Source organism: Lysinibacillus sphaericus (genome assembly GCF_000600105.1).
Lineage (GTDB): Bacteria > Bacillota > Bacilli > Bacillales_A > Planococcaceae > Lysinibacillus > Lysinibacillus sphaericus.
This window is the reverse complement of the sequence record NZ_CP006837.1, coordinates 3578348-3602234: the sequence shown is the minus strand read 5'-3', so window position 1 is coordinate 3602234 and position 23887 is coordinate 3578348. Positions and strand designations below refer to the sequence as shown.

The 23887-nt window shown below is 42.6% G+C and carries 14 protein-coding genes, 40 tRNA genes and 3 rRNA genes; 53 read left to right on the top strand and 4 right to left on the bottom strand.

Translation table 11 applies throughout. The features are described from left to right. Positions 1–137 precede the first annotated feature (137 nt). From T479_RS17505 to T479_RS17400, 22 genes are all read left to right on the top strand, one after another. Positions 138–3065 (top strand): 23S ribosomal RNA (locus T479_RS17505). A gap of 67 nt (positions 3066–3132) precedes the next feature. Continuing rightward, positions 3133–3248 (top strand): 5S ribosomal RNA (rrf, locus tag T479_RS17500). Between the two features lie 10 nt (positions 3249–3258). Continuing rightward, positions 3259–3334: transfer RNA gene (locus T479_RS17495), tRNA-Val, on the top strand. A 3-nt stretch (positions 3335–3337) separates the two neighbouring features. Continuing rightward, positions 3338–3413: transfer RNA gene (locus tag T479_RS17490), tRNA-Thr, on the top strand. A 7-nt stretch (positions 3414–3420) separates the two neighbouring features. Beyond that, positions 3421–3496 (top strand) — tRNA-Lys (locus tag T479_RS17485). Between the two features lie 22 nt (positions 3497–3518). Further along, positions 3519–3603, top strand: a tRNA-Leu gene (locus T479_RS17480). Between the two features lie 48 nt (positions 3604–3651). Next, positions 3652–3726: transfer RNA gene (locus tag T479_RS17475), tRNA-Gly, on the top strand. A gap of 5 nt (positions 3727–3731) precedes the next feature. Next, positions 3732–3820, top strand: a tRNA-Leu gene (locus tag T479_RS17470). An 11-nt stretch (positions 3821–3831) separates the two neighbouring features. Further along, a tRNA-Arg gene (locus T479_RS17465) sits at positions 3832–3908 on the top strand. A 9-nt stretch (positions 3909–3917) separates the two neighbouring features. Next, a tRNA-Pro gene (locus T479_RS17460) sits at positions 3918–3994 on the top strand. A gap of 22 nt (positions 3995–4016) precedes the next feature. Next, a tRNA-Ala gene (locus tag T479_RS17455) sits at positions 4017–4092 on the top strand. A gap of 26 nt (positions 4093–4118) precedes the next feature. Further along, positions 4119–4192: transfer RNA gene (locus T479_RS17450), tRNA-Met, on the top strand. Between the two features lie 7 nt (positions 4193–4199). After that, positions 4200–4276: transfer RNA gene (locus tag T479_RS17445), tRNA-Ile, on the top strand. Between the two features lie 15 nt (positions 4277–4291). Continuing rightward, positions 4292–4384 (top strand) — tRNA-Ser (locus T479_RS17440). 54 nt (positions 4385–4438) lie between these two features. Next, positions 4439–4513: transfer RNA gene (locus T479_RS17435), tRNA-Met, on the top strand. Positions 4514–4516: 3 nt separating this feature from the next. Then, positions 4517–4592, top strand: a tRNA-Asp gene (locus T479_RS17430). 28 nt (positions 4593–4620) lie between these two features. Continuing rightward, positions 4621–4696: transfer RNA gene (locus T479_RS17425), tRNA-Phe, on the top strand. 5 nt (positions 4697–4701) lie between these two features. Further along, positions 4702–4775: transfer RNA gene (locus tag T479_RS17420), tRNA-Gly, on the top strand. Positions 4776–4777: 2 nt separating this feature from the next. Next, positions 4778–4854, top strand: a tRNA-Ile gene (locus T479_RS17415). Positions 4855–4858: 4 nt separating this feature from the next. After that, positions 4859–4935: transfer RNA gene (locus T479_RS17410), tRNA-Asn, on the top strand. Between the two features lie 13 nt (positions 4936–4948). Then, positions 4949–5039 (top strand) — tRNA-Ser (locus tag T479_RS17405). A gap of 2 nt (positions 5040–5041) precedes the next feature. Further along, positions 5042–5113 (top strand) — tRNA-Glu (locus tag T479_RS17400). Between the two features lie 99 nt (positions 5114–5212). Here the strand turns inward: T479_RS17400 and nadA are convergent. Genes nadA through nadB form a run of 3 tightly spaced genes read right to left on the bottom strand, consistent with a single transcriptional unit; the run spans position 5213 to position 8706 of the window. After that, the gene (gene nadA, locus T479_RS17395) at positions 5213–6316 is read right to left on the bottom strand and encodes a quinolinate synthase NadA (protein WP_025220372.1); all 1104 of its coding nucleotides are present in this window, start codon (positions 6314–6316) and stop codon (positions 5213–5215) included. Beyond that, the gene (nadC, locus tag T479_RS17390) at positions 6303–7163 is read right to left on the bottom strand and encodes a carboxylating nicotinate-nucleotide diphosphorylase (protein WP_025220371.1); all 861 of its coding nucleotides are present in this window, start codon (positions 7161–7163) and stop codon (positions 6303–6305) included. Before nadC ends, nadA begins: the two co-directional genes overlap by 14 nt. Beyond that, a complete protein-coding gene (nadB, locus tag T479_RS17385) occupies positions 7120–8706 on the bottom strand; it encodes an L-aspartate oxidase (RefSeq protein WP_025220370.1) in 1587 nt (528 codons plus the stop codon). The genes nadC and nadB overlap by 44 nt, the downstream gene beginning before the upstream one ends. Positions 8707–8805: 99 nt before the next feature. Between nadB and T479_RS17380 the strand changes: the two genes are divergently transcribed. From T479_RS17380 to T479_RS17250, 27 genes are all read left to right on the top strand, one after another. Continuing rightward, a complete protein-coding gene (locus T479_RS17380) occupies positions 8806–9891 on the top strand; it encodes a cysteine desulfurase family protein (protein WP_052599617.1) in 1086 nt (361 codons plus the stop codon). A 597-nt stretch (positions 9892–10488) separates the two neighbouring features. After that, positions 10489–10604 (top strand): 5S ribosomal RNA (rrf, locus tag T479_RS17375). A 10-nt stretch (positions 10605–10614) separates the two neighbouring features. Continuing rightward, positions 10615–10690, top strand: a tRNA-Val gene (locus tag T479_RS17370). A gap of 3 nt (positions 10691–10693) precedes the next feature. Next, a tRNA-Thr gene (locus T479_RS17365) sits at positions 10694–10769 on the top strand. A gap of 7 nt (positions 10770–10776) precedes the next feature. Then, positions 10777–10852, top strand: a tRNA-Lys gene (locus T479_RS17360). A gap of 22 nt (positions 10853–10874) precedes the next feature. Next, positions 10875–10959 (top strand) — tRNA-Leu (locus tag T479_RS17355). A gap of 48 nt (positions 10960–11007) precedes the next feature. After that, a tRNA-Gly gene (locus T479_RS17350) sits at positions 11008–11082 on the top strand. 5 nt (positions 11083–11087) lie between these two features. After that, positions 11088–11176: transfer RNA gene (locus T479_RS17345), tRNA-Leu, on the top strand. Positions 11177–11187: 11 nt separating this feature from the next. Next, positions 11188–11264 (top strand) — tRNA-Arg (locus T479_RS17340). A gap of 9 nt (positions 11265–11273) precedes the next feature. Further along, positions 11274–11350: transfer RNA gene (locus tag T479_RS17335), tRNA-Pro, on the top strand. A gap of 22 nt (positions 11351–11372) precedes the next feature. Next, positions 11373–11448: transfer RNA gene (locus tag T479_RS17330), tRNA-Ala, on the top strand. A gap of 26 nt (positions 11449–11474) precedes the next feature. Next, positions 11475–11548 (top strand) — tRNA-Met (locus tag T479_RS17325). A 7-nt stretch (positions 11549–11555) separates the two neighbouring features. Next, positions 11556–11632, top strand: a tRNA-Ile gene (locus T479_RS17320). Between the two features lie 15 nt (positions 11633–11647). Beyond that, positions 11648–11740 (top strand) — tRNA-Ser (locus T479_RS17315). 54 nt (positions 11741–11794) lie between these two features. Then, a tRNA-Met gene (locus tag T479_RS17310) sits at positions 11795–11869 on the top strand. Between the two features lie 3 nt (positions 11870–11872). Then, a tRNA-Asp gene (locus T479_RS17305) sits at positions 11873–11948 on the top strand. 28 nt (positions 11949–11976) lie between these two features. Beyond that, a tRNA-Phe gene (locus T479_RS17300) sits at positions 11977–12052 on the top strand. Positions 12053–12057: 5 nt separating this feature from the next. After that, positions 12058–12131 (top strand) — tRNA-Gly (locus tag T479_RS17295). A gap of 2 nt (positions 12132–12133) precedes the next feature. Continuing rightward, positions 12134–12210 (top strand) — tRNA-Ile (locus T479_RS17290). Positions 12211–12214: 4 nt separating this feature from the next. After that, a tRNA-Asn gene (locus tag T479_RS17285) sits at positions 12215–12291 on the top strand. Positions 12292–12304: 13 nt separating this feature from the next. Continuing rightward, positions 12305–12395 (top strand) — tRNA-Ser (locus T479_RS17280). Between the two features lie 2 nt (positions 12396–12397). Next, positions 12398–12469 (top strand) — tRNA-Glu (locus T479_RS17275). Between the two features lie 169 nt (positions 12470–12638). Next, entirely contained in the window at positions 12639–13850 is a 1212-nt protein-coding gene (gene dpaL, locus T479_RS17270) for a diaminopropionate ammonia-lyase (protein WP_025220368.1), read from the top strand. A 451-nt stretch (positions 13851–14301) separates the two neighbouring features. Then, positions 14302–14991, top strand: coding sequence for a DUF7683 domain-containing protein (locus T479_RS17265; protein WP_025220367.1), 690 nt, complete (start codon positions 14302–14304; stop codon positions 14989–14991). Positions 14992–15171: 180 nt separating this feature from the next. Next, on the top strand, positions 15172–15933 hold the full coding sequence (locus tag T479_RS17260) for a MerR family transcriptional regulator (RefSeq protein WP_025220366.1): 762 nt from the start codon (positions 15172–15174) through the stop codon (positions 15931–15933). An 85-nt stretch (positions 15934–16018) separates the two neighbouring features. After that, complete coding sequence (locus T479_RS17255; RefSeq protein ID WP_036205401.1) at positions 16019–16456, top strand: TraR/DksA C4-type zinc finger protein; 438 nt, start codon at positions 16019–16021, stop codon at positions 16454–16456. A 55-nt stretch (positions 16457–16511) separates the two neighbouring features. Further along, complete coding sequence (locus T479_RS17250; protein WP_025220365.1) at positions 16512–17438, top strand: dipeptidase; 927 nt, start codon at positions 16512–16514, stop codon at positions 17436–17438. 169 nt (positions 17439–17607) lie between these two features. Here T479_RS17250 and T479_RS17245 read toward each other — a convergent pair whose 3' ends face one another. Then, complete coding sequence (locus T479_RS17245) at positions 17608–18528, bottom strand: 1,4-dihydroxy-2-naphthoate polyprenyltransferase (RefSeq protein ID WP_025220364.1); 921 nt, start codon at positions 18526–18528, stop codon at positions 17608–17610. Between the two features lie 353 nt (positions 18529–18881). Here T479_RS17245 and T479_RS17240 point away from each other — a divergent pair, with 353 nt between their 5' ends. From T479_RS17240 to menB, 4 genes are all read left to right on the top strand, one after another. Continuing rightward, the gene (locus T479_RS17240; protein ID WP_025220363.1) at positions 18882–20267 is read left to right on the top strand and encodes an isochorismate synthase; all 1386 of its coding nucleotides are present in this window, start codon (positions 18882–18884) and stop codon (positions 20265–20267) included. Further along, positions 20260–21984, top strand: a complete 1725-nt coding sequence (gene menD / locus T479_RS17235; RefSeq protein ID WP_025220362.1) for a 2-succinyl-5-enolpyruvyl-6-hydroxy-3-cyclohexene-1-carboxylic-acid synthase — start codon at positions 20260–20262, stop codon at positions 21982–21984. The genes T479_RS17240 and menD overlap by 8 nt, the downstream gene beginning before the upstream one ends. Further along, a complete protein-coding gene (menH, locus tag T479_RS17230) occupies positions 21972–22781 on the top strand; it encodes a 2-succinyl-6-hydroxy-2,4-cyclohexadiene-1-carboxylate synthase (protein WP_025220361.1) in 810 nt (269 codons plus the stop codon). Before menD ends, menH begins: the two co-directional genes overlap by 13 nt. 63 nt (positions 22782–22844) lie before the next feature. Further along, positions 22845–23663, top strand: coding sequence for a 1,4-dihydroxy-2-naphthoyl-CoA synthase (gene menB, locus T479_RS17225; RefSeq protein ID WP_024363692.1), 819 nt, complete (start codon positions 22845–22847; stop codon positions 23661–23663). Positions 23664–23887: the final 224 nt, after the last annotated feature.

Here is a 23887-nt window from a genome sequence, read left to right as displayed (position 1 = left end):
GGATTGGAAGCCGTTAAAGGTTTCGAGATACGAGTAAGACAAGGAAGCGATTGAGTGAGAGAAGGAGCGTACCTCTGTACGTGACTGACCGAACGAATGAAGCTGACGCTGGATTACGATGTATATCGGAAGCTGCAGGTTAAGTTATTAAGGGCGCACGGCGAATGCCTTGGCACTAGGAGCCGAAGAAGGACGGCACTAACACCGATATGCTTCGGGGAGCTGTAAGTGAGCTTTGATCCGGAGATTTCCGAATGGGGGAACCCACTACGTTTAATCGCGTAGTATCTTGACGTGAATACATAGCGTCTTGAAGGCAGACCCAGGGAACTGAAACATCTAAGTACCTGGAGGAAGAGAAAGAAAAATCGATTCCCTGAGTAGCGGCGAGCGAAACGGGAAGAGCCCAAACCAAGAGGCTTGCCTCTTGGGGTTGTAGGACACTCTATACGGAGTTACAAAGGAATGAGTTAGATGAAGCGACTTGGAAAGGTCCGCCAGAGCAGGTAAAAGCCCTGTAGTCGAAAGTTCGTTCCCTCCAGAGTGGATCCTGAGTACGGCGGAACACGTGAAATTCCGTCGGAATCCGGGAGGACCATCTCCCAAGGCTAAATACTACCTAGTGACCGATAGTGAACCAGTACCGTGAGGGAAAGGTGAAAAGCACCCCGGAAGGGGAGTGAAAGAGATCCTGAAACCGTGTGCCTACAAGTAGTTAGAGCCCGTTAATGGGTGATAGCGTGCCTTTTGTAGAATGAACCGGCGAGTTACGATTACGTGCGAGGTTAAGCTTTAGAAGGCGGAGCCGCAGCGAAAGCGAGTCTGAATAGGGCGAATTAGTACGTGGTCGTAGACCCGAAACCAGGTGATCTACCCATGTCCAGGGTGAAGGTGAGGTAACACTTACTGGAGGCCCGAACCCACGCACGTTGAAAAGTGCGGGGATGAGGTGTGGGTAGCGGAGAAATTCCAATCGAACTTGGAGATAGCTGGTTCTCTCCGAAATAGCTTTAGGGCTAGCCTCGTGATGAGAATACTGGAGGTAGAGCACTGTTTGGACTAGGGGGCCATCCCGGTTTACCGAATTCAGACAAACTCCGAATGCCAGATATTTATACACGGGAGTCAGACTGCGAGTGATAAGATCCGTAGTCAAAAGGGAAACAGCCCAGACCACCAGCTAAGGTCCCAAAGTAATCGTTAAGTGGAAAAGGATGTGGCGTTGCACAGACAACCAGGATGTTGGCTTAGAAGCAGCCATCATTTAAAGAGTGCGTAATAGCTCACTGGTCGAGTGACGCTGCGCCGAAAATGTATCGGGGCTAAACGATTCACCGAAGCTGTGGATTGACATCTACGATGTCAGTGGTAGGAGAGCGTTCTAAGTGCGTTGAAGTCAGACCGGAAGGACTGGTGGAGCGCTTAGAAGTGAGAATGCCGGTATGAGTAGCGAAAGACGGGTGAGAATCCCGTCCACCGTATGACTAAGGTTTCCTGAGGAAGGCTCGTCCGCTCAGGGTTAGTCGGGACCTAAGCCGAGGCCGATAGGCGTAGGCGATGGACAACAGGTTGATATTCCTGTACCACCTCCTCACCGTTTGAGAAATGGGGGGACGCAGTAGGATAGGGTAAGCGCGCCGTTGGTTGTGCGCGTCCAAGCAGTAAGGCGTGTGTGTAGGCAAATCCGCACACTGTAACGTTGAGCTGTGATGGCGAGTCCGTATGGACGAAGTTCCTGATTTCACACTGCCAAGAAAAGCCTCTATCGAGGTGAGAGGTGCCCGTACCGCAAACCGACACAGGTAGTCGAGGAGAGAATCCTAAGGTGTGCGAGAGAACTCTCGTTAAGGAACTCGGCAAAATGACCCCGTAACTTCGGGAGAAGGGGTGCTCTTGAGCGTGCAAGCGCATGAGAGCCGCAGTGAATAGGCCCAGGCGACTGTTTAGCAAAAACACAGGTCTCTGCAAAACCGTAAGGTGACGTATAGGGGCTGACGCCTGCCCGGTGCTGGAAGGTTAAGAGGAGTGGTTAGCGCAAGCGAAGCTGCGAATTGAAGCCCCAGTAAACGGCGGCCGTAACTATAACGGTCCTAAGGTAGCGAAATTCCTTGTCGGGTAAGTTCCGACCCGCACGAAAGGCGTAACGATCTGGGCACTGTCTCAACGAGAGACTCGGTGAAATTATAGTACCTGTGAAGATGCAGGTTACCCGCGACAGGACGGAAAGACCCCGTGGAGCTTTACTGTAGCCTGATATTGAATTTTGGTACAACTTGTACAGGATAGGTAGGAGCCAGAGATCTCGGAGCGCCAGCTTCGAAGGAGGCGTCGGTGGGATACTACCCTGGTTGTATTGAAATTCTAACCCATGCCCCTTAGCGGGGCAGGAGACAGTGTCAGGCGGACAGTTTGACTGGGGCGGTCGCCTCCTAAAAGGTAACGGAGGCGCCCAAAGGTTCCCTCAGAATGGTTGGAAATCATTCGTAGAGTGTAAAGGCACAAGGGAGCTTGACTGCGAGACCTACAAGTCGAGCAGGGTCGAAAGACGGGCTTAGTGATCCGGTGGTTCCGCATGGAAGGGCCATCGCTCAACGGATAAAAGCTACCCCGGGGATAACAGGCTTATCTCCCCCAAGAGTCCACATCGACGGGGAGGTTTGGCACCTCGATGTCGGCTCATCGCATCCTGGGGCTGTAGTCGGTCCCAAGGGTTGGGCTGTTCGCCCATTAAAGCGGTACGCGAGCTGGGTTCAGAACGTCGTGAGACAGTTCGGTCCCTATCCGTCGTGGGCGTAGGAAATTTGAGAGGAGCTGTCCTTAGTACGAGAGGACCGGGATGGACACACCGCTGGTGTACCAGTTGTCTTGCCAAAGGCATCGCTGGGTAGCTATGTGTGGACGGGATAAGTGCTGAAAGCATCTAAGCATGAAGCCCCCCTCAAGATGAGATTTCCCATTACGCAAGTAAGTAAGATCCCTCAAAGACGATGAGGTAGATAGGTTCGAGGTGGAAGTGTGGTGACACATGGAGCTGACGAATACTAATCGATCGAGGACTTAACCAAAAAAGTTTGAAACATTCAATGCACCGTTTATCCAGTTTTGAAAGAACAATCTTTCAATTAAATACTGTCTAGTGATGATGGCAAAGAGGTCACACCCGTTCCCATACCGAACACGGAAGTTAAGCTCTTTAGCGCCGATGGTAGTTGGGGGCTTCCCCCTGTGAGAGTAGGACATCGCTAGGCATAATACCCAGGAGGATTAGCTCAGCTGGGAGAGCATCTGCCTTACAAGCAGAGGGTCGGCGGTTCGAGCCCGTCATCCTCCACCATATGCCGGTTTAGCTCAGCAGGTAGAGCAACTGACTTGTAATCAGTAGGTCGTGGGTTCGATTCCTATAGCCGGCACCATTTTTTTGAGCCATTAGCTCAGTTGGTAGAGCATCTGACTTTTAATCAGAGGGTCGAAGGTTCGAGTCCTTCATGGCTCACCATTTTAATTGCCAACAATAATATGCGGGTGTGGCGGAATTGGCAGACGCACTAGACTTAGGATCTAGCGCCGCGAGGCGTGGGGGTTCGACTCCCTTCACCCGCACCATTTATATATTAAAATAATAATTGCCAGAATAAATAATCTTATGCACATGCGGAAGTAGTTCAGTGGTAGAACACCACCTTGCCAAGGTGGGGGTCGCGAGTTCGAACCTCGTCTTCCGCTCCAAATGTGCCGGGGTGGCGGAACTGGCAGACGCACAGGACTTAAAATCCTGCGGTAGGTGACTACCGTGCCGGTTCGATTCCGGCCCTCGGCACCATTTTTTATCAAGCGCCCGTAGCTCAATTGGATAGAGCGTCTGACTACGGATCAGAAGGTTGTGGGTTCGACTCCTGCCGGGCGCGCCAATAAATGAACGGGAAGTAGCTCAGCTTGGTAGAGCACTTGGTTTGGGACCAAGGGGTCGCAGGTTCGAATCCTGTCTTCCCGACCATTTCCAAAAATCTGTAATTTATGGGGCCTTAGCTCAGCTGGGAGAGCGCCTGCCTTGCACGCAGGAGGTCAGCGGTTCGATCCCGCTAGGCTCCACCATAATTTATAACCAGTATAAAGATCCTGGCGGCGTAGCTCAGCTGGCTAGAGCGTACGGTTCATACCCGTAAGGTCGGGGGTTCGATCCCCTCTGCCGCCATCTTAAAGGACCTTTAGCTCAGTTGGTTAGAGCAGACGGCTCATAACCGTCCGGTCGCAGGTTCGAGTCCTGCAAGGTCCACCATTTATATAATAGTACGGAGGTATACCCAAGTCTGGCTGAAGGGATCGGTCTTGAAAACCGACAGGCGGGTAACACCGCGCGGGGGTTCGAATCCCTCTACCTCCTCCAGTTTTAATTTTAGTAAATGGTGTACAAAAAACTCGAAGTGAATAAACATATTATCGCGGGGTGGAGCAGTGGTAGCTCGTCGGGCTCATAACCCGAAGGTCGTTGGTTCAAATCCAGCCCCCGCAACCAAATGGTCCCGTGGTGTAGCGGTTAACATGCCTGCCTGTCACGCAGGAGATCGCCGGTTCGATCCCGGTCGGGACCGCCATTTTAAAATAGGTTCAGTAAAAGTATATGGGTCAGTAGCTCAGTTGGTAGAGCATTAGATTGAAGCTCTAAGTGTCGGCGGTTCGATTCCGTCCTGACCCACCATATACGCGGGTGTAGTTTAATGGTAAAACCTCAGCCTTCCAAGCTGATGTCGTGGGTTCGATTCCCATCACCCGCTCCAATGGGCCTATAGCTCAGCTGGTTAGAGCGCACGCCTGATAAGCGTGAGGTCGATGGTTCGAGTCCATTTAGGCCCACCATTATTCCGAAGTAGCTCAGTTGGTAGTAGCACCTGACTGTTAATCAGGTTGTCGCAGGTTCGAGTCCTGCCTTCGGAGCCATTTTTTTATTTATGGGGAAGTACTCAAGAGGCTGAAGAGGCGCCCCTGCTAAGGGTGTAGGTCGGGTAACCGGCGCGAGGGTTCAAATCCCTCCTTCTCCGCCATTGGCCCCTTGGTCAAGCGGTTAAGACACCGCCCTTTCACGGCGGTAACACGGGTTCGAATCCCGTAGGGGTCATACTAAAACACAGTCGATATGAGCAATCATAACGACTGTGTTTTTTTGTCTAGATCATTTTAAAAATCGTCTACCGATTTAACGGTAGACGATTTTTTGTTAACTACGTGATAGCATTCTTTCAAGAGAGCTACGAGCTTCTTCAGCCGTTAACGCATCCACTTGAATGCGATTATGTGGCTTACCTTGGTCAATACTTTCAAGTGACCAAAGTAGATGTGGAAGGTCGATTCGATTCATTGTAAGACAAGGGCAAAAGTTTTCGTTTAAAGAGATTATATGTTTATCAGGATGTTGTTGAATAATGCGATTTACTAGATTCATTTCTGTTCCGATTGCCCACGCCGAGCCGCTTGGGGCGTTATTAATCGTATCGAGAATATATTTTGTAGAGCCTGCATCATCTGCAGCAGCAACTACTTCACGACTACATTCAGGATGAACAATAATGCGCATATTTGGATATGTTTGACGAACCTTAGCAGTATGTTGTACTGTAAAACCTTCATGCACCGAACAGTGTCCTTTCCACAATATGACTTTGATATTTTCTGGAGATTGGTCTGTTTCAAGTGTATTTGTATGAGGGTTCCAAACCGCCATACTTTCTAGTGGAACACCTAAGTCAAAAGCAGTGTTTCTGCCCAAATGCTGATCTGGTAAAAATAAAATACGCTGCTTTTGTGAAAAAGCCCATGTTACCATTTCTTTAGCATTAGAGGAGGTTACGCAAGCCCCACCGTGACGTCCAGTAAATGCTTTAATGGCTGCAGTCGAATTTACATATGTTAACGGCAATATTGTATTACCAAAAAGTTGTTGTAAAATAGGCCAAGCTTGCTCTGTTTGATAAATATCAGCCATATCTGCCATGGAACAACCTGCACGCATATCAGGTAAGTAAACATGTTGTTTTTCAGTCGTGAGCATATCAGCTGTCTCTGCCATAAAATGTACTCCACAAAAAACGATATGTTCTGCTTCTGTATTAGCAGCAGAAATTTGAGCAAGCTGTAAGGAATCTCCTGTGGCATCAGCAAATTGAATCACTTCATCTTTTTGATAATGATGTCCAGGAATAAAAAGCTTCTTACCTAGTTTCTTTTTAATAGCTAAAATTCGAGACTCCATTTCGGTCGTTGATAATGTGCGGTAATGCTCAGGAAGTAATGAAGTTTGTTGTAGTAGACTAGTGATGGACAAGTGTATGCTCTCCTTTCATTTGTACAAGTGCACTTATATCAAAGGCTTTTACTGAATGCGTTAGTGCACCCAGTGAAATCCACTGAATACCTGACTTTGCATAAGCATGTAAATTTTCTAATGTAATGCCACCAGAAGCTTCAGTGGCAATATGTGTTGGAACGGATTGAATCCAAGCTGCTATTTCTTCAGGCGTACAATTATCAAACATAATAATGTCTGCACCTGCGGCAATGGCTTCATCTAACTGGGGTTTTGTTTCAATCTCTACTTCGATTTTTACTGTATGCCCAATTTTTTTACGAGCGGTTTGTACGGCTGCTGTAATACTACCAGCAAAAGCAATATGATTATCCTTAAGCATAATCGCATCGTATAAGCCACTTCGATGATTATAGGCACCACCTATACGTACAGCATATTTGTCAAGCATCCTTAAGCCAGGAATCGTTTTGCGTGTATCGCAAATTTTCGCAGAAGTTCCTGCTGTTTCCTGAACAGCTCTATTGGCTGCTGTGGCGATGGCAGACATGCGCTGAATAAGATTTAAAATCACTCGTTCTCCTATCAATAATTTCTGTAGAGGTCCTTTAATAACTGCAAGAATATCACCATATTTCACGGCATCACCGTCATTTTTATGCATTGTGATCTGCATGGAAGAATCGAGTAACCGAAAACCATGTTCGATAATAGGTGTTCCGCAAAAAATACCACTATCTTTTGCATAAAAGGAAAAGGAACCGGTTTGCTCGATTGAAAAGATAAGTTCGCTTGATAAATCCCCATCTCCTATATCTTCATTAAAAAATTGCTTGAGCATTTCCTCGAGTTTGATGATATTCATACATTGAATTCCTCACTTTCATTTGTCCTTGTTGAAAAATAATCCAGCGCTGTGCCCAGTCTGTTTCACTGTTAGGTGTATCGTTGCGAATATGAGCGCCACGAGTTTCTGTTCGTGTAAGAGCCGCATGCCCCATCAGCGAAGCAACAATATGCATCATGTAGAGTTCAAGGTGCTGTGCATTGAAATTCATCACATTCACTTGAAGTAAATCTTGTAATGAAGGCAATTGCTCTACAAAAAGTTGCATATCGATAGGGTTTCGCACGATGCCTAATGTATGCATCATTGCTTGTTGTAATTGTTCTTTCGGTAATAATGGGGGCATCGACTGTTGATATTTTGCAGCAGCAAGCGTGAAATTCGTTTGGTTGCAACCAGTTTGTATGATATATATAGCCATCTTTTGGCCGAATGTGATGCCTTCCAGTAATGAATTGCTTGCTAAACGATTTGCACCATGAACGCCCGTACAAGCAACTTCGCCGACAGCATATAGGTTTGCAATCGTAGTTCTTCCCATGTCATCAGCTATAACGCCGCCCATTAAGAAATGACTTCCTGGTGCTACAGGGATTAGGCCATTTTGTAAATCAATACCGTTGTCAATGCAAAGTTTTGTAATCGTAGGGAATTTCTCTTCAAAGTGCTGAATGTTTGTAATATCAATAAATGTTTCTTGCCCAGATGCGCGCTTTGTATATAATGTGTGGGCAGTAACATGACGTGGTGCTAAATCTAGCAGTGGATGTACACCTGTCATAATAGGTTCACGCTGTGCATTAACAAAAATACCTCCAGCGCCTCGAACAGCTTCAGAAACCAATCCTTTAGCCTCGCCATCACACCATAATAAACTTGGATGAAATTGCATAAATTCCATATCGCTGATGGCAGCGCCTGCGCGATATGCTAATGCAATACCATCTCCCGTATTCGAGGCATAGTTAGAAGTGCTTGGATAAAGAGCACCTGCACCACCTGTAGCAAGAATGACATGATGGGCAAAGTAACGTTTTAATCCTTCTTCACCCTTTGTCAGGACGCCAATACACGCGCCATTGCTGTTTAACATCAATTCAAACGCCAATTCATTGCAATGAATAGAAATGTTTGACGGTAGGTGTTTAAGTAAGTAATCAATCAATATTTGACCAGTCCTATCGCCCCCAGCATGTAAAATACGATGATGACTATGGGCTCCTTCTAAGCCAAGTGCCGGTTCACCGGTTTCTTGCCGATCGATGGGCAATCCCTCTAAGAGAAATTGCCTCATAATGGTAGAACCATCTTTTATAAGTGTTTCAACAAATTTTTTCTCGTGATGGCATTCACCGGCAGCTAATGTATCAGCAATATGCAAATTTGTATGATCTTCAGGACTAGTAACGGCAGCTATGCCTCCTTGTGCACGATAAGAGCTACTCATTTTAACAGAGGATTTCGTAACAATCTGTACTTGAAAATACTGTCCAAGTAGTCGTGCTGCTTGAAGTGATGCAATGCCACTACCAATAATGAGTATGTCTGTCTTTACATCCATAGGTCTACCTTCTTTACAGTTGTCTTGACACATATCTTTACATAAAATAAAAAGGAAAACAAGACTTGATGACTAGAAAGGGAGAATTAGATGATTTACATGGATTATGCAGCAACATCTCCAATGTCGAATAAAGCACTTGAAGCTTATTGTGAAGTGGCAAAACGTTATTATGGAAATAGTGCAAGTTTGCATGATTTAGGAGGACAAGCAAATTACTTTGTAGAACAGGCGAGAGCTATCGTAGCAAGAAAACTCGGCGTTAAAAGTGATGGGATTATTTTTACTGGAAGCGGAACAGAAGGGAATTTACTATCGATTTTATCACTGGCTTTAGCTTCAAAAAAAGGCAAGCATATAATTTCATCGCAAGCTGAGCATACGTCTGTCCATGCAGCATTGAATACACTTGAGAAAATGGGTTATTCCGTTACAAAATTACCTTTACAACTGGATGGGTGTATTCAAGTCAATCAGGTACGAGAGGCTATAAGAGAGGATACAGCATTAATAACAATTCAACATGTAAATTCTGAAATAGGCTCCATCCAACCAGTGGAAGAAATTGCTTTAATAGCAAACAGTCAAAATATATTTTTTCATGTAGACTGTGTACAGTCCTTTTGTAAGCTACCAACTACTTCTTTTTGTGCAAATGTAGATGCAATTACCATTTCTGCCCATAAAATAGGAGGGCCAAAAGGATGTGGGGCAATATTTGTAAATCCTCAAATTCGAGTGCCGTCTTTAACACCAGGCGTAACACATGAACGTGGTTTACGTGGTGGAACATTAGATACACCTGCCATTGTGGCTTTTGCGACAGCCATTGAAAACTATCATTTTGAGCGTCAACATTATGAATTGTTGCGTCAATATCTACAAAGCCATTTACCACCAGCTTGTCGATTAATTGAGTGTGTGAGGCAACTACCTAATATATGTGGTTTGATGATGGACAAAGTGGAAGGGCAATACGTGTTACTCAAATTAAACGAAGCCGGTATTTGTATTTCAACTGGTAGTGCTTGTGATATACACAGTGAATCTGGCACAAAAGCAATTATATCAATGGGTTATACAATGGAGGAAGCACGACAGTTTTTTAGAATATCATTTGGACCAACAACAACATTTGAAGAAATTGATCAATTAACTTTTGCATTGTCTAACATTCTAAAATAAATTAGGTATTGAAAAAAGCCTTTAATTTTTCTGATAAATCACTTCCTGTAAAAATTAAAGGCTTCTTTGTTCTAATAAATTGCTTCTTGACGTTACTAGTAAGCATGGGCTTTAAGTGATAACTGCAAAAGCCATCTATAATTTTATTGTTGCAAAGGCGTAAAAGCTACCTCTCCCATAGCGATGCAAACGAGCACACCATTAAAGAAACAGTAGTAGCGTTCGTTAAAAATATACATCTCTTTGTCGACAATTTAACTATTTTATTGATTTGTGTAAATAAAATGTTTTCTTTTGGAAAAACAATTGCTATAATGGTTAGTAGAGCGATAAATTCTCTCACATAACAAAAATATCTTTAAAAAGTAATAATTTCTTTTTTTTATAAAAAAGTGTTGCATTCTCTAGATAAACGTTATACAATAATTCTTGTCTTGAAGGACAGGTAAACAACTTCAAAACGAAATACATAAGAGTTTCGAGATAAAAGCTATTCGCAAAAGCGGTTGAGAGAAGGAAGAAGCTTACTCTAGTACGCAACTGACCGAACGCATAAAGCTAATGCAGTAATACTTTGTATTGAAAGTCGAAATATAGTCTAGTGATGATGGCAAAGAGGTCACACCCGTTCCCATACCGAACACGGAAGTTAAGCTCTTTAGCGCCGATGGTAGTTGGGGGCTTCCCCCTGTGAGAGTAGGACATCGCTAGGCATAATACCCAGGAGGATTAGCTCAGCTGGGAGAGCATCTGCCTTACAAGCAGAGGGTCGGCGGTTCGAGCCCGTCATCCTCCACCATATGCCGGTTTAGCTCAGCAGGTAGAGCAACTGACTTGTAATCAGTAGGTCGTGGGTTCGATTCCTATAGCCGGCACCATTTTTTTGAGCCATTAGCTCAGTTGGTAGAGCATCTGACTTTTAATCAGAGGGTCGAAGGTTCGAGTCCTTCATGGCTCACCATTTTAATTGCCAACAATAATATGCGGGTGTGGCGGAATTGGCAGACGCACTAGACTTAGGATCTAGCGCCGCGAGGCGTGGGGGTTCGACTCCCTTCACCCGCACCATTTATATATTAAAATAATAATTGCCAGAATAAATAATCTTATGCACATGCGGAAGTAGTTCAGTGGTAGAACACCACCTTGCCAAGGTGGGGGTCGCGAGTTCGAACCTCGTCTTCCGCTCCAAATGTGCCGGGGTGGCGGAACTGGCAGACGCACAGGACTTAAAATCCTGCGGTAGGTGACTACCGTGCCGGTTCGATTCCGGCCCTCGGCACCATTTTTTATCAAGCGCCCGTAGCTCAATTGGATAGAGCGTCTGACTACGGATCAGAAGGTTGTGGGTTCGACTCCTGCCGGGCGCGCCAATAAATGAACGGGAAGTAGCTCAGCTTGGTAGAGCACTTGGTTTGGGACCAAGGGGTCGCAGGTTCGAATCCTGTCTTCCCGACCATTTCCAAAAATCTGTAATTTATGGGGCCTTAGCTCAGCTGGGAGAGCGCCTGCCTTGCACGCAGGAGGTCAGCGGTTCGATCCCGCTAGGCTCCACCATAATTTATAACCAGTATAAAGATCCTGGCGGCGTAGCTCAGCTGGCTAGAGCGTACGGTTCATACCCGTAAGGTCGGGGGTTCGATCCCCTCTGCCGCCATCTTAAAGGACCTTTAGCTCAGTTGGTTAGAGCAGACGGCTCATAACCGTCCGGTCGCAGGTTCGAGTCCTGCAAGGTCCACCATTTATATAATAGTACGGAGGTATACCCAAGTCTGGCTGAAGGGATCGGTCTTGAAAACCGACAGGCGGGTAACACCGCGCGGGGGTTCGAATCCCTCTACCTCCTCCAGTTTTAATTTTAGTAAATGGTGTACAAAAAACTCGAAGTGAATAAACATATTATCGCGGGGTGGAGCAGTGGTAGCTCGTCGGGCTCATAACCCGAAGGTCGTTGGTTCAAATCCAGCCCCCGCAACCAAATGGTCCCGTGGTGTAGCGGTTAACATGCCTGCCTGTCACGCAGGAGATCGCCGGTTCGATCCCGGTCGGGACCGCCATTTTAAAATAGGTTCAGTAAAAGTATATGGGTCAGTAGCTCAGTTGGTAGAGCATTAGATTGAAGCTCTAAGTGTCGGCGGTTCGATTCCGTCCTGACCCACCATATACGCGGGTGTAGTTTAATGGTAAAACCTCAGCCTTCCAAGCTGATGTCGTGGGTTCGATTCCCATCACCCGCTCCAATGGGCCTATAGCTCAGCTGGTTAGAGCGCACGCCTGATAAGCGTGAGGTCGATGGTTCGAGTCCATTTAGGCCCACCATTATTCCGAAGTAGCTCAGTTGGTAGTAGCACCTGACTGTTAATCAGGTTGTCGCAGGTTCGAGTCCTGCCTTCGGAGCCATTTTTTTATTTATGGGGAAGTACTCAAGAGGCTGAAGAGGCGCCCCTGCTAAGGGTGTAGGTCGGGTAACCGGCGCGAGGGTTCAAATCCCTCCTTCTCCGCCATTGGCCCCTTGGTCAAGCGGTTAAGACACCGCCCTTTCACGGCGGTAACACGGGTTCGAATCCCGTAGGGGTCATACTAAAACGCAGTAAATGTGATTACACATTTACTGCGTTTTTTTTGCTAGATTGAAAAATTGAGAGTGCATCGTTTCCCATTGTCTATTTATGAATACAATGATGATTCTCTTTAATAGCAATATTAGGTAATATAGGTATAAGCAATTATAAAGGGGGATCATACGAATGAGCGAAAATTTAAGATGGGTGTATAATCGGCAATATCTTTTGCAAGAGAACTTACAACAATGTAAAGATTTACTGCAAAATTTTACAGTAGAACAGGTTAATTGTGTGGAAAGATTCCATCATACATATGAAAATTTTGAAAAAACACCTATACATGATTTAGATGCTTTAGCAATGGGTCTCGGGGTCAGTAAGATTTTTGTTAAAGATGAATCCTATCGCTTTGGTTTAAATGCGTTTAAGGTGTTAGGTGGTATTTATGCGATTGGCAAATATGTTGCGAAATTGCTAGATCAAAATGTTGATGAATTGTCTTTTGAACAATTAAAACTACCTGAAGTGAAAGAAAAATTAGGCGACTGTACCTTTATTTCAACGACAGATGGCAATCATGGGCGCGGGGTTGCTTGGGCAGCAAGGGAACTTGGCTGTAAGGCGCGAATTTATATGCCTGCTGGTAGTGCGGAAGAGCGCTTGCAAAATATTAAAAATGAGGGCGCATATGCAGAAATCACTTCAATGAATTATGATGAAACGGTAAGGTATACCTCACAGCTTGCAGAGGATAATGGCTGGATAGTGATACAGGATACAATGTGGAAAGGGTACGAAGAGATTCCATTATGGATTATGCAAGGCTATACAACATTGGCAAAAGAGATTGTTGACCATCTGCAAGAAGCACCGACCCATGTATTTTTACAGGCAGGTGTAGGTTCATTTGCAGGAGCTATTGTCGCTTTTTTACAACAATATTATGGACAACAACTAACATTTGTTTTAATTGAACCTGATGCAGCTAATTGCTTCTATGAGAGTTTTAACCGAGGTACTGGACAGTTTGTTACTGTCGGTGGAGAAATGCAAACCATTATGGCTGGCTTAGCATGTGGGGAGCCTAATCCTATCGCTTGGGATATTTTAAAAACATATACAAAGGTAAGTATTAGTTGTAGTGAGAGAGTAGCTGCAACGGGTATGCGTGTCTTGGGAAATCCACTTGGAGCGGATAATCGTATTGTTGCAGGAGAATCAGGAGCAGCGCCATTTGGATGTTTTTATGAATTAATGACAAATAAGGATTACTATGATTTAAAGGTCGCTTTACAGCTCAATCCAAAGTCAAAGATATTGTTTGTTAGTACAGAGGGAGACACAGACGTAGAAAACTACAGAAATATAGTGTGGCATGGGAAGTATGCTAAATAGGAAAGGTGAGCATCTTGGATACTGAGATGCTTTTTTATATTAATTCTTGCAAATTATTTATCCATTTTATAAAATATTTTTACTTATATACGGAATATCTCAATATTTAGCTTTTAGTAGGAATTAAAATATATGTGTTTACAAGATGTAGACTTAACTTTTAAATTAACGGAATTTTCATACATTTAATTAGTTAGGAGGTTTAATAGAAATTAGATACTTTTATCCTATCTTCTTGTTATTATCAATATTTCTCATAGGGTGCAGTTCTAAAGAAGCTAGCTTAGATTCTATAGCATTTTCTTCTAAAGAATGTGAACAAAACTGGGGTATTTGTACAGTTTATGATAAAGGAAGAGGTGATAAAAGTGAATAATCACATAAATATCAATGGAGGATAACGAAATATAATCCTGACTTCAGAAATAATGAAGGGCATTACACGAAGAAATTGGAATGGACAAGCCCAACTCACATTGGGAAGACAATTAATGGTGAAACTTTTACATTAGAAAAATATTTAAAGGTCGAAACAGCCTATATTAATACAATCATGAAGTTTTTAGAGGTCAATCATATAAAATCATTAACAATGATTAACATGACTTATATTGATGTAGATAGTAATTGTGCTATGTATAATCAATTGTATGATGAAAAATTAGACAATTTTCAATTAAAAGATGATCAAGAAGTATCGATTGATCAAATCCCTCTTATTTCTAAAATGGTATTAAGAGGTTTCATATATTGTCATTTCATAACTTTAGATTTTTTTGTGCATTTTGGAGATGACTATTATATGTTTATTGGAACAAATAATTATCAAGAGGAACCATTACAATTTGCTCGGGAAAACAATTTATTTGTAGAAGAAATGGTTTCTCCATTTTATATCAATGAAGAGAACATCGAAAGAATGGTAATGTGGACGCCAATTAATGAAGACACCGTAGTAGGTGAGGAAATACTAACTGACATTTCAATAGAGGAATATAGAGAAATATTGCATCTTTCAAATATTCATCCGGTTATCGGGTTATTTCCAATTACAGCGAGTAACCAACAATTTTTTCAAAAAAAATTAAGACATAAAATAGATACGAATAAGTATCAATATTATCTAAGTGCGGGGGATTAACCTAACTGTACTGAGCTACTCTCAAAAGTTAGCCAAATATTATAAGCAACTTCTAAGATCTGTGCCTGGGTGAAGTGGACACAGATCTTTTTATTTTTCCCTTACGGCAGACTTATATAAATATCCTCTTGACCTTAACGCTGCGGAAAGGTTTACAGTATAAATATGGAGGTGAAAGCAATGGAGTATACCATTTTACAGCTTGCTAAATTGTCAGGAGTAAGTACGAGAACGTTGCGGTATTATGATGAAATTGATTTACTAAAGCCGGCAAGAACAAATGAAGTAGGGTATCGCTTTTATGGGCAACAAGAAGTCGATATTCTTCAGCAAATTTTGTTTTATAAAGCGTTAGATATGAAGCTTGAAACCATTCACAACATTATTCATGCACCTGATTTTCAACATAAAGCGGCATTAAAAACACATCGTGATGCTTTATTACAACGAAAAAAACAGCTAGATCAATTATTAAAAACAGTGGAACAAACCATTCAATCGATTGAGGAGGAACAACCAATGACAAACGAAGAGAAATTTGAAGGCTTTAAAGAATTGCTGATTGAGGAAAATGAAAAACAATACGGTAAAGAAATTCGTGCAAACTACGGCCATGAAAAGGTCGATGCATCGAATGCGAAGTTTAAGAATTTATCAGAGGAACAATATAAGGCAATGCAGCAACTCGAACAGCAACTATTTGAACGATTAAAAGAGGCAATGGCTATAGGCGACGTGAAACATGATGTCGCCATGGAAGTGGCAGAACTGCATAAGCGTTGGCTGAGCTTTTCGTGGCCACAATATACAAAGGAAGCACATGCTGGTTTAGCACAAATGTATATAGCAGATGAACGTTTTACGGCTTATTACGATCAACATGTGTCAGAAGGTGCTACTCAATTTCTCCATGATGTAATTAGAGAATACACACAAAACTAATGGAATCCTTCTCATACAGATGTTTTAGAAATAGATATTTAGGAAAAAATGAAAGTATGAGGAGGAGATTTTTTTGAAACAACAAATGATTGAAAAGTTTAAAAACCAATTACAGCAGGAATTACAAGAACTAGAGAAGCAGCTAGAAGAATCAGAGCGACCGCAGGCAACAGAGCTCTCAAATTATGATAACCATCCAGCCGATAATGCGAGTGATTTAACAGACCAACTTACAGAGATGGCCATTGATGAACATCGTAGTGACCATGCTGAAGAAATCGAGCATGCGCTGCAAGCAATAGAAGATGGCACATATGGTAAGTGCGCTATATGTGGCGAAGAAATTCCGTTAGGCCGTTTAGAGGCTATGCCACATGCATTGACATGTGTAGAGCATGCTGAACAAAGAGACGATTTACTGCGACCAGTAGAAGAAGATGTGTTATCCTCTTTACCAAAATCTGATGATTTCGAAGAGCTTGAGGAATTTGGTTCGTCTGATACACCATCAGATAAAATGTAAAAAATAAGAGCATTTCTTCCCTTAAACAGTATAATAACTGTATGAGGTGATGGACATGGAAATAATTGATTTACATTGTGATGTTTTATTAAAGTTAACGACATTAGAAGAACCCAAATTTAGTAATGATAGCCGATTACATGCTAATAAAGAAAGACTGCAACTAGGGCAAGTCAAAGCACAAGTATTTGCCATTTTTATTGACCCTGAAATACCTCAAAGTATGCAATTTTTAGAGGTTATGCGCCAAATTGAAGCCTTTCATACACAAGTATTACAAACAGAGGGCATGGTGCATATTACGGAATGGTCACAACTCGATACGTTAGCACTTCATGAAATTGGTGCTATTTTAAGTTTAGAAGGCTGTAGTGCAATTGGCGAGGATTTGACAAAGCTTTCCGCAATTTTGGATGCAGGTGTTATGTTAGTAGGTCTTACATGGAATGAAGAGAATGCTGTAGCCTATGGTGCTGAGCAAGATGCTAGCCTCGGTTTAAAGCCATTTGGTAAGGAAGTTGTTAATATGCTAAATGAGCGGGATATTATCATTGATGTTACCCATTTAAATGAGCAAGGATTTTGGGACGTACTGCCGCTAGCAAAGCATATTATTGCTAGCCATAGCAATGCACGTGCAATTTGTGACCACCCGCGTAATTTAACAGATCAACAGGCTAAGGCGCTTGTTGAGCATGGGGGCCATATTCATCTAGTTTACTACCCGCATTTTATTGGCGACAATGCAACAATGGATGATTTAATTGAGCATATAAAGCATCTGGCAAGTGTCGTTGGCATGGAGCATCTTGGGGTAGGTTCTGATTTTGACGGAATAGATATGACAATCAAAGGTCTTTCACATGCAGGTGAGGCGCAAAATTTATTAGAGATGTTACGTGAGTATTTTTCAGATGAAGAAGTTCGCGGAATTGCGCATAATAATTTCAAACAATATTTAAAAAAAGCAGCAACTAAATAAGTTGCTGCTTTAGCGTGTCAACAGAGTAAAAATCGCTACGAAGTTATTTCTGCTATTGGCAAACGCACACCGTTGGTTGCAATTTTCTACTTGCATGTGAGGCGCCACGTTTAACGTTTTATGTTGTTCTCGTTGAAGTCGCTGCCTTCGTTGCAATTAACTAACCCTATTAATAAAAGAAATGATTTACTAATAAACCAATTGCTAATAGGAAACCGAAGAATGTATTTGTTTGCGCTGTAAATTTCATCGCGGGCATTACTTCTTTGGCTTCTTTTTTATCGCGGAAAATTTGGATTGCTCGGAGTGGCTTCGGTACACTTAGGAAAATGATAAGCGCCCAAAAAGTAATCCCATCAATGGCTACTAATGCGATAACCCAAAGGTACGAAACGATGAAAAAGCCAGATAATACAGAAATAGCACGGTCGCGTCCCACTAAAATGGCCAGTGTTTTACGTCCACCTTCTGTATCGCCAACGATGTCACGAATATTATTAGAAAGCATAATGGCGCCAACTAAAATCATACTCGGAACAGAAAGTAATACCGCATCTAATGTAACTGTAAGTGTTTGAATGTAAAAGGCAATTAAGACAATACCCATCCCCATGACTGCGCCTGAAACAAGCTCTCCAAAAGGTGAATATGCGATAGGGTACGGCCCTCCTGTATATAGAAAACCTATAAGCATACATACTAGTCCAACTACAGCAAGCCACCAAGAAGTGGAGGCACAAATATAAATGCCAAGTAGCATGGCTAGTGCATAAAAGCTTAGGGCAATCAGCATAATCGTTTTCGGTTGAACACCGTGGCGCACAATCGTGCCACCAATGCCGACAGAATGTTCATTATCTAATCCTAACTTGTAATCATAATATTCGTTGAACATATTTGTTGCTGCTTGAATCAGCATACTTGCAATTAACATTGCAAAAAATAGTCCAAAATGAATGGTTTCTTTTTCAATTGCTAGCGCAATCGCTGTTCCTAAAAATACTGGAACAAATGAAGCGGTTAAAGTATGTGGACGTGTTAAATGCCACCAAACTTTAAAACCCCTATCAGCTTCAATGACTTTGGTCATAAGGTCTTTCTCTCCTTCAACTATTGTAGACTCTTCTTATTTTATACGAAGAAAGAGAAATTGGATAGGTTCACAGCTTATTACATACTGTTATGTTTAAAAAAATGATACAATAGTACATGCATTTGAGAGATGGGAATATAAATTAAGTAGTAGAAAGAACAGAGCCGTCAAACGTATAGGACGGCTATTTTAGCGGAACAAGTAATGCTAAAGACGGATGTCACAGAGGGATTTGTGTGTGACATCAAAGCGACAGACGTAGGATGTTATGTATGTGCAGGACAACGCAACACGTACCATAACGCGAAAACATCATTGATATGTACATTGCAATAACGGAGGTAATTTTCATGCAACAGAAGTGGTACCAAGCCACAGAACTAGAAGTGGACTCTTTGGGCCAAAACCTTCATTTTTATATGGAAACAATCGAAGTAAGTCGCTTATCGGCTCTTGCATTTTTTGCAGCGGGCGAGGAGCGTTATAAAGGTGAACGATTTTATTGGCAAAATAGAGAAAAAACAATGACATTGGTTGGGCTAGGACACGCTCACACAATTCAAAATAACGAAAAAAATAACCGCTTTGATGCTGTAGAAGCAGAGTGGAAGCGCTTAACGAAAAACTGCGTAAAAGGTCAGGCTGAACTACAACCAATTTTGTTTGGTGGTTTTACATTCGATCCGCAAAATAATGTAGATGGGGAGTGGACTGACTTTCCAGAGGCTTATTTTGCCTTAGCAACGTATCAGCTTGTTTTACGTGATGATAAAGCCTATGTAAGCATTCACCTTATCGCAAGTGCTGCTGAGGCAGATGGACAATTAGAGGCGTTGCGTAAAGAGCGAAATCATTTAATCCATGCTGCTCAAGTAAAAGAAGTGAAAATGTATGCGAAGCCTGAAATCACAAATTATTTCGAGCCTTATAAGGATCCTTATTTAGCATCAATTGATCAGGTCACAGCATTAATTAAAGCAAAAAAAGCGGATAAGGTTGTCATTGCACGTTCCCTTGCGCTGCAATTTAAGGAGCAAGTAACTTCACCTCAAGTATTAGCTCAAATTATTCACGAACAGCCTGAAAGTTATTTGTTTGGGTTGGAGTGGCAAGATTTATTATTTTTCGGCGCATCTCCTGAGCGTCTTGTAAAGGTTGAAAATGGTCGTGCCTACTCATCATGTGTTGCAGGATCTATTCAACGAGGTAAAACGGCGGAGGAAGATGAAGCTTTTGGACAAAGCTTATTAAATGATCCGAAAAATGGTGGTGAACATCAATATGTAGTCGATATGATTGCGGAAACGTTCTCAAAAAATTGTGTTGAAATGAAAATACCTGATGGACCACGCTTACTAAAAATTAGAGACATCCAACATTTATTTACACCTGTTGAAGGTCAGCTAAATAACGAAGCAACCATTTTGCAATTGACGAAGCATTTGCATCCAACACCCGCTTTGGGCGGTGTGCCTAGAAAAGAGGCAATGATTGCTATACGTAAATACGAGCCAATGAACCGTGGTCTTTATGCTGCACCTATTGGCTGGTTAGATGCGGAGGGTAACGGAGAATTCGCAGTTGCGATTCGTTCAGCAGCTCTACTAAAAGATAAAGCTTATTTATATGCAGGTGGCGGTATTGTAGCTGATTCAGAGCCACAATCTGAATATGAGGAAACATTAGTGAAATTCCGTCCAATGCTTCGAGCGTTAGGAGGACAAGTACATGAGTGAACGGAAAATATTGACTGATTATGTTTATAAAATGGTTGCATCATTAGTACAGGCAGGTGTCCAACATGTTGTTGTAAGCCCAGGGTCACGGTCGACGCCACTAGCTTATGCTTTTGCCTCAACAAAGCAATTGACGATGTACCGTCAAGTAGATGAGCGAGCTGCTGCATTTTTTGCGTTAGGCATTGCTAAGGCGACTACTAAGCCTGTCGTTTTGTTATGTACATCTGGTACTGCGGCGGCAAACTATTATCCTGCGATTGTGGAGGCAAGTTATGCAAGAGTACCACTAATTGTTATAACAGCCGATCGTCCACATGAATTACGTGAAGTAGGTGCACCACAAGCAATTAATCAGACGAATTTATACGGAGCACATGTAAAGTGGAGTGTGGATTTTCCGCTAGCGGATGGTGCTGCACCGACATTGCCATTTATTGAACGTCATATTGCACGTGCAGTAGCTATTGCAACAAGTGCACCATTTGGACCAGTACATCTTAACGTACCGTTCCGTGAACCGTTGCTCATTGATTTTCGAGAGGAGCTTCCAACTGTTACGTTTAAGCAAAGCCATATTGGACAGTTAACGCCACCGAAAGCTGCACAAGTAGAACTGGCTTCTATTTTACGAGACACTAAAAAAGGATTTGTTGTTGTTGGGGAGCTTCCGCTCGGGACAGATTTAACCATTATGTGGGAGTTTGTGCGCCAATTAAAATGGCCTATCATTGTGGAGAGTCTATCGAATATGCGAACTTCCGTGCCAAATGATTGTTTGCCATATGTTATGACAACCTATGATGCCATTATGAAAAACGATGATTTTAAAGCGCTAGTAGTACCTGAAACAGTTCTGCGCTTAGGAGCACAACCTGTATCGAAATTTATGATGCAATTTATTGCAAAGTCGCAGCCCAAAGCTTATATTGTTGTCGATGAAGATCCGATGTTCCGTGATTCAACAGGGGTGTCCACTCATTTTCTGCATGCAAGCATTGGCGAATGGCTCGTACAATTAGACCTTGCTGAAACTGCGCTAGAGGCGGCATATTTAGCGGAATGGCAAGATGCGAATGATATTGCACTTGAGTATATTGAGCATTATACAGAAGGCGCAATTGACGAAGGTGCTATGGTAAGTCGTTTACTTGAAATCATTCCAAATGGCAGTGATATTTTTGTTAGCAGTAGCATGCCCATTCGTGATATCGATACGTTTTTAATGGCAACATCAAAAGATATTCGAATTTTTGCGAATCGTGGCGCTAATGGCATTGATGGGGTCGTATCAACGGCAATGGGCTTAAGCCAAGGAAATAACCGTGAAACCTATTTGCTTATCGGAGACCTAGCTTTTTTACATGATGTCAATGGCCTAATTGCGTCACGCTATCAAGCATGTAATATGACCATTATTGTCATGAATAACGATGGTGGTGGTATTTTCTCATATTTACCGCAATCTACGGTAGAGGCTCATTATGAAGATTTATTTGGTACACCAACTGCACTTGAATTCCAAGACATTGCTCGTATGTACAGTATGGACTACATTTGTGTTGAGGATATTGCACAGTTAGTGCCGAAATTTAACACGTTGAGAAAAAATCCGTTACGATTAATTGAGATTTTTACAAACCGTGAAGAAAATGTCTATGCACACCGCGCGCTTTGGAATCGTATTAATGCAGGGTTAAAAGCATGGCAAAGCTAATGATTCGTGGGCTTGAGACACATGTGGATATATGGAATGAAGAAGCGGGGCAAACACTAGTTGCCCTGCATGGCTTTACAGGTAGTACTGCTACATGGCGAAATTTAGCAAAGGATCTTCCACATGTGCGAGTTGTGGCGATTGATTTAATTGGTCATGGTCAAACAGCCGTACCGGAGCAAGTAAGTCGCTTCACGATGGCTGAACAATTGCGTGATTTAGAGGAAATATTTTGTCAGTTACAATTAGAAACTTTTGCATTGCTCGGTTATTCAATGGGTGGACGTATTGCACTATCCTATACGATTGCTTACCCTCAACGTGTCAGCAAGTTGCTGTTAGAAAGTGCTTCTCCTGGTTTGCGAACTGCAAAAGAGCGTATGGAGCGATGCGAGCGTGATAATGCGTTAGCGGAGAAAATAACAACGAATGGTTTACAGTCCTTTGTTAATTCGTGGGAAAATATTGCGCTATTTGAATCGCAGAAGCGTTTAGCTAAAAATGTAAAACAAGCAGTTCGAGCAGAACGATTGGCCCAAAGTGAAAAGGGCTTGGCAGGCAGTTTACGAGGAATTGGAACAGGCATGCAACTATCAAACTGGTATAATTTAACTCAATTAGAATTACCTGTACTATTAATAACAGGTTCATTAGATGTTAAATTTTGTAATATTGCATTGGAAATGAAAGCGTTATTAAAAAATGGAAAGCATATGTCAGTAAATGACGCTGGACATGCAATTCATGTGGAAAATCCAGCTGAATTTGCTACAATAGTAAAGGAGTATTTAACGTAATATTTTTTACGTTAGCGCCTCTTAGTAGTAATGAGGCGAATTTTATAATTAGGAGGTATTTCAATGTCACGTCAATGGACTACATTACATACTTACGAAGATATTAAGTATGAGTTTTATAACGGTATCGCTAAAGTGACGATTAACCGTCCAGAAGTGCGCAATGCATTTCGACCAAAAACAGTTATGGAAATGATTGATGCATTTTCTCGTGCTCGCGATGACAAAAATGTCGGTGTTATTATTTTAACAGGTGAAGGCGAAAAAGCCTTTTGCTCAGGTGGAGACCAAAAGGTACGCGGCCATGGTGGCTATGTAGGGGAAGATGAAATCCCACGTCTAAACGTTCTTGATTTACAACGTTTAATCCGTGTTATTCCAAAACCAGTTGTAGCGATGGTTGCTGGTTATGCTATCGGTGGAGGACACGTATTACATGTTGTATGTGACCTTACAATTGCAGCAGACAATGCTCGTTTCGGACAAACTGGTCCTAAAGTCGGTTCATTTGATGCTGGTTATGGTTCAGGCTATCTTGCACGTATTATCGGTCATAAAAAGGCGCGTGAAATTTGGTACCTTTGCCGTCAATACGATGCTCAGCAAGCGCTTGATATGGGCTTAGTCAATACAGTTGTTCCTTATGAACAATTAGAAGATGAAACAGTGCAATGGTGTGAAGAAATGCTACAAATGTCTCCAACAGCTCTACGCTTCTTAAAAGCAGCTATGAATGCTGATACAGACGGCTTAGCTGGTCTTCAACAAATGGCAGGCGATGCTACACTTCTTTACTACACTACTGATGAAGCAAAAGAAGGTCGTGACGCATTTAAAGAAAAACGTCAACCAGACTTTGGTCAATTCCCAAGATTCCCTTGATTCGGAATATTAGAAAAAGCTGGGATAAAAGAGAAAAGGTGTTAGATTGATGGTAGTCAATCTAACACTTTTTTACTGCGCCGTTGTTGTCCGCTTCAGCGGTGCTTTCCGCTTAGCACCGTAAGAAGCAACCTTCGCTACCACGCAGAATGCCCACCTCTTACGGTGTACGTTCTGCGCAGGAGCCATAGCGAAGTTCGCCATATAGCAAAAATTGATGAACA

Excerpts from the sequence above, each read along its gene's own strand:
- nadC (WP_025220371.1), bottom strand. The coding sequence starts at position 7,163 with ATGAATATCATCAAACTCGAGGAAATGCTCAAGCAATTTTTTAATGAA.
- nadB (WP_025220370.1), bottom strand. The coding sequence starts at position 8,706 with ATGGATGTAAAGACAGACATACTCATTATTGGTAGTGGCATTGCATCA.
- T479_RS17380 (WP_052599617.1), top strand. The coding sequence starts at position 8,806 with ATGGATTATGCAGCAACATCTCCAATGTCGAATAAAGCACTTGAAGCT.
- dpaL (WP_025220368.1), top strand. The coding sequence starts at position 12,639 with ATGAGCGAAAATTTAAGATGGGTGTATAATCGGCAATATCTTTTGCAA.
- T479_RS17260 (WP_025220366.1), top strand. The coding sequence starts at position 15,172 with ATGGAGTATACCATTTTACAGCTTGCTAAATTGTCAGGAGTAAGTACG.
- T479_RS17255 (WP_036205401.1), top strand. The coding sequence starts at position 16,019 with ATGATTGAAAAGTTTAAAAACCAATTACAGCAGGAATTACAAGAACTA.
- T479_RS17250 (WP_025220365.1), top strand. The coding sequence starts at position 16,512 with ATGGAAATAATTGATTTACATTGTGATGTTTTATTAAAGTTAACGACA.
- T479_RS17245 (WP_025220364.1), bottom strand. The coding sequence starts at position 18,528 with ATGACCAAAGTCATTGAAGCTGATAGGGGTTTTAAAGTTTGGTGGCAT.
- T479_RS17240 (WP_025220363.1), top strand. The coding sequence starts at position 18,882 with ATGCAACAGAAGTGGTACCAAGCCACAGAACTAGAAGTGGACTCTTTG.
- menD (WP_025220362.1), top strand. The coding sequence starts at position 20,260 with ATGAGTGAACGGAAAATATTGACTGATTATGTTTATAAAATGGTTGCA.
- menH (WP_025220361.1), top strand. The coding sequence starts at position 21,972 with ATGGCAAAGCTAATGATTCGTGGGCTTGAGACACATGTGGATATATGG.
- menB (WP_024363692.1), top strand. The coding sequence starts at position 22,845 with ATGTCACGTCAATGGACTACATTACATACTTACGAAGATATTAAGTAT.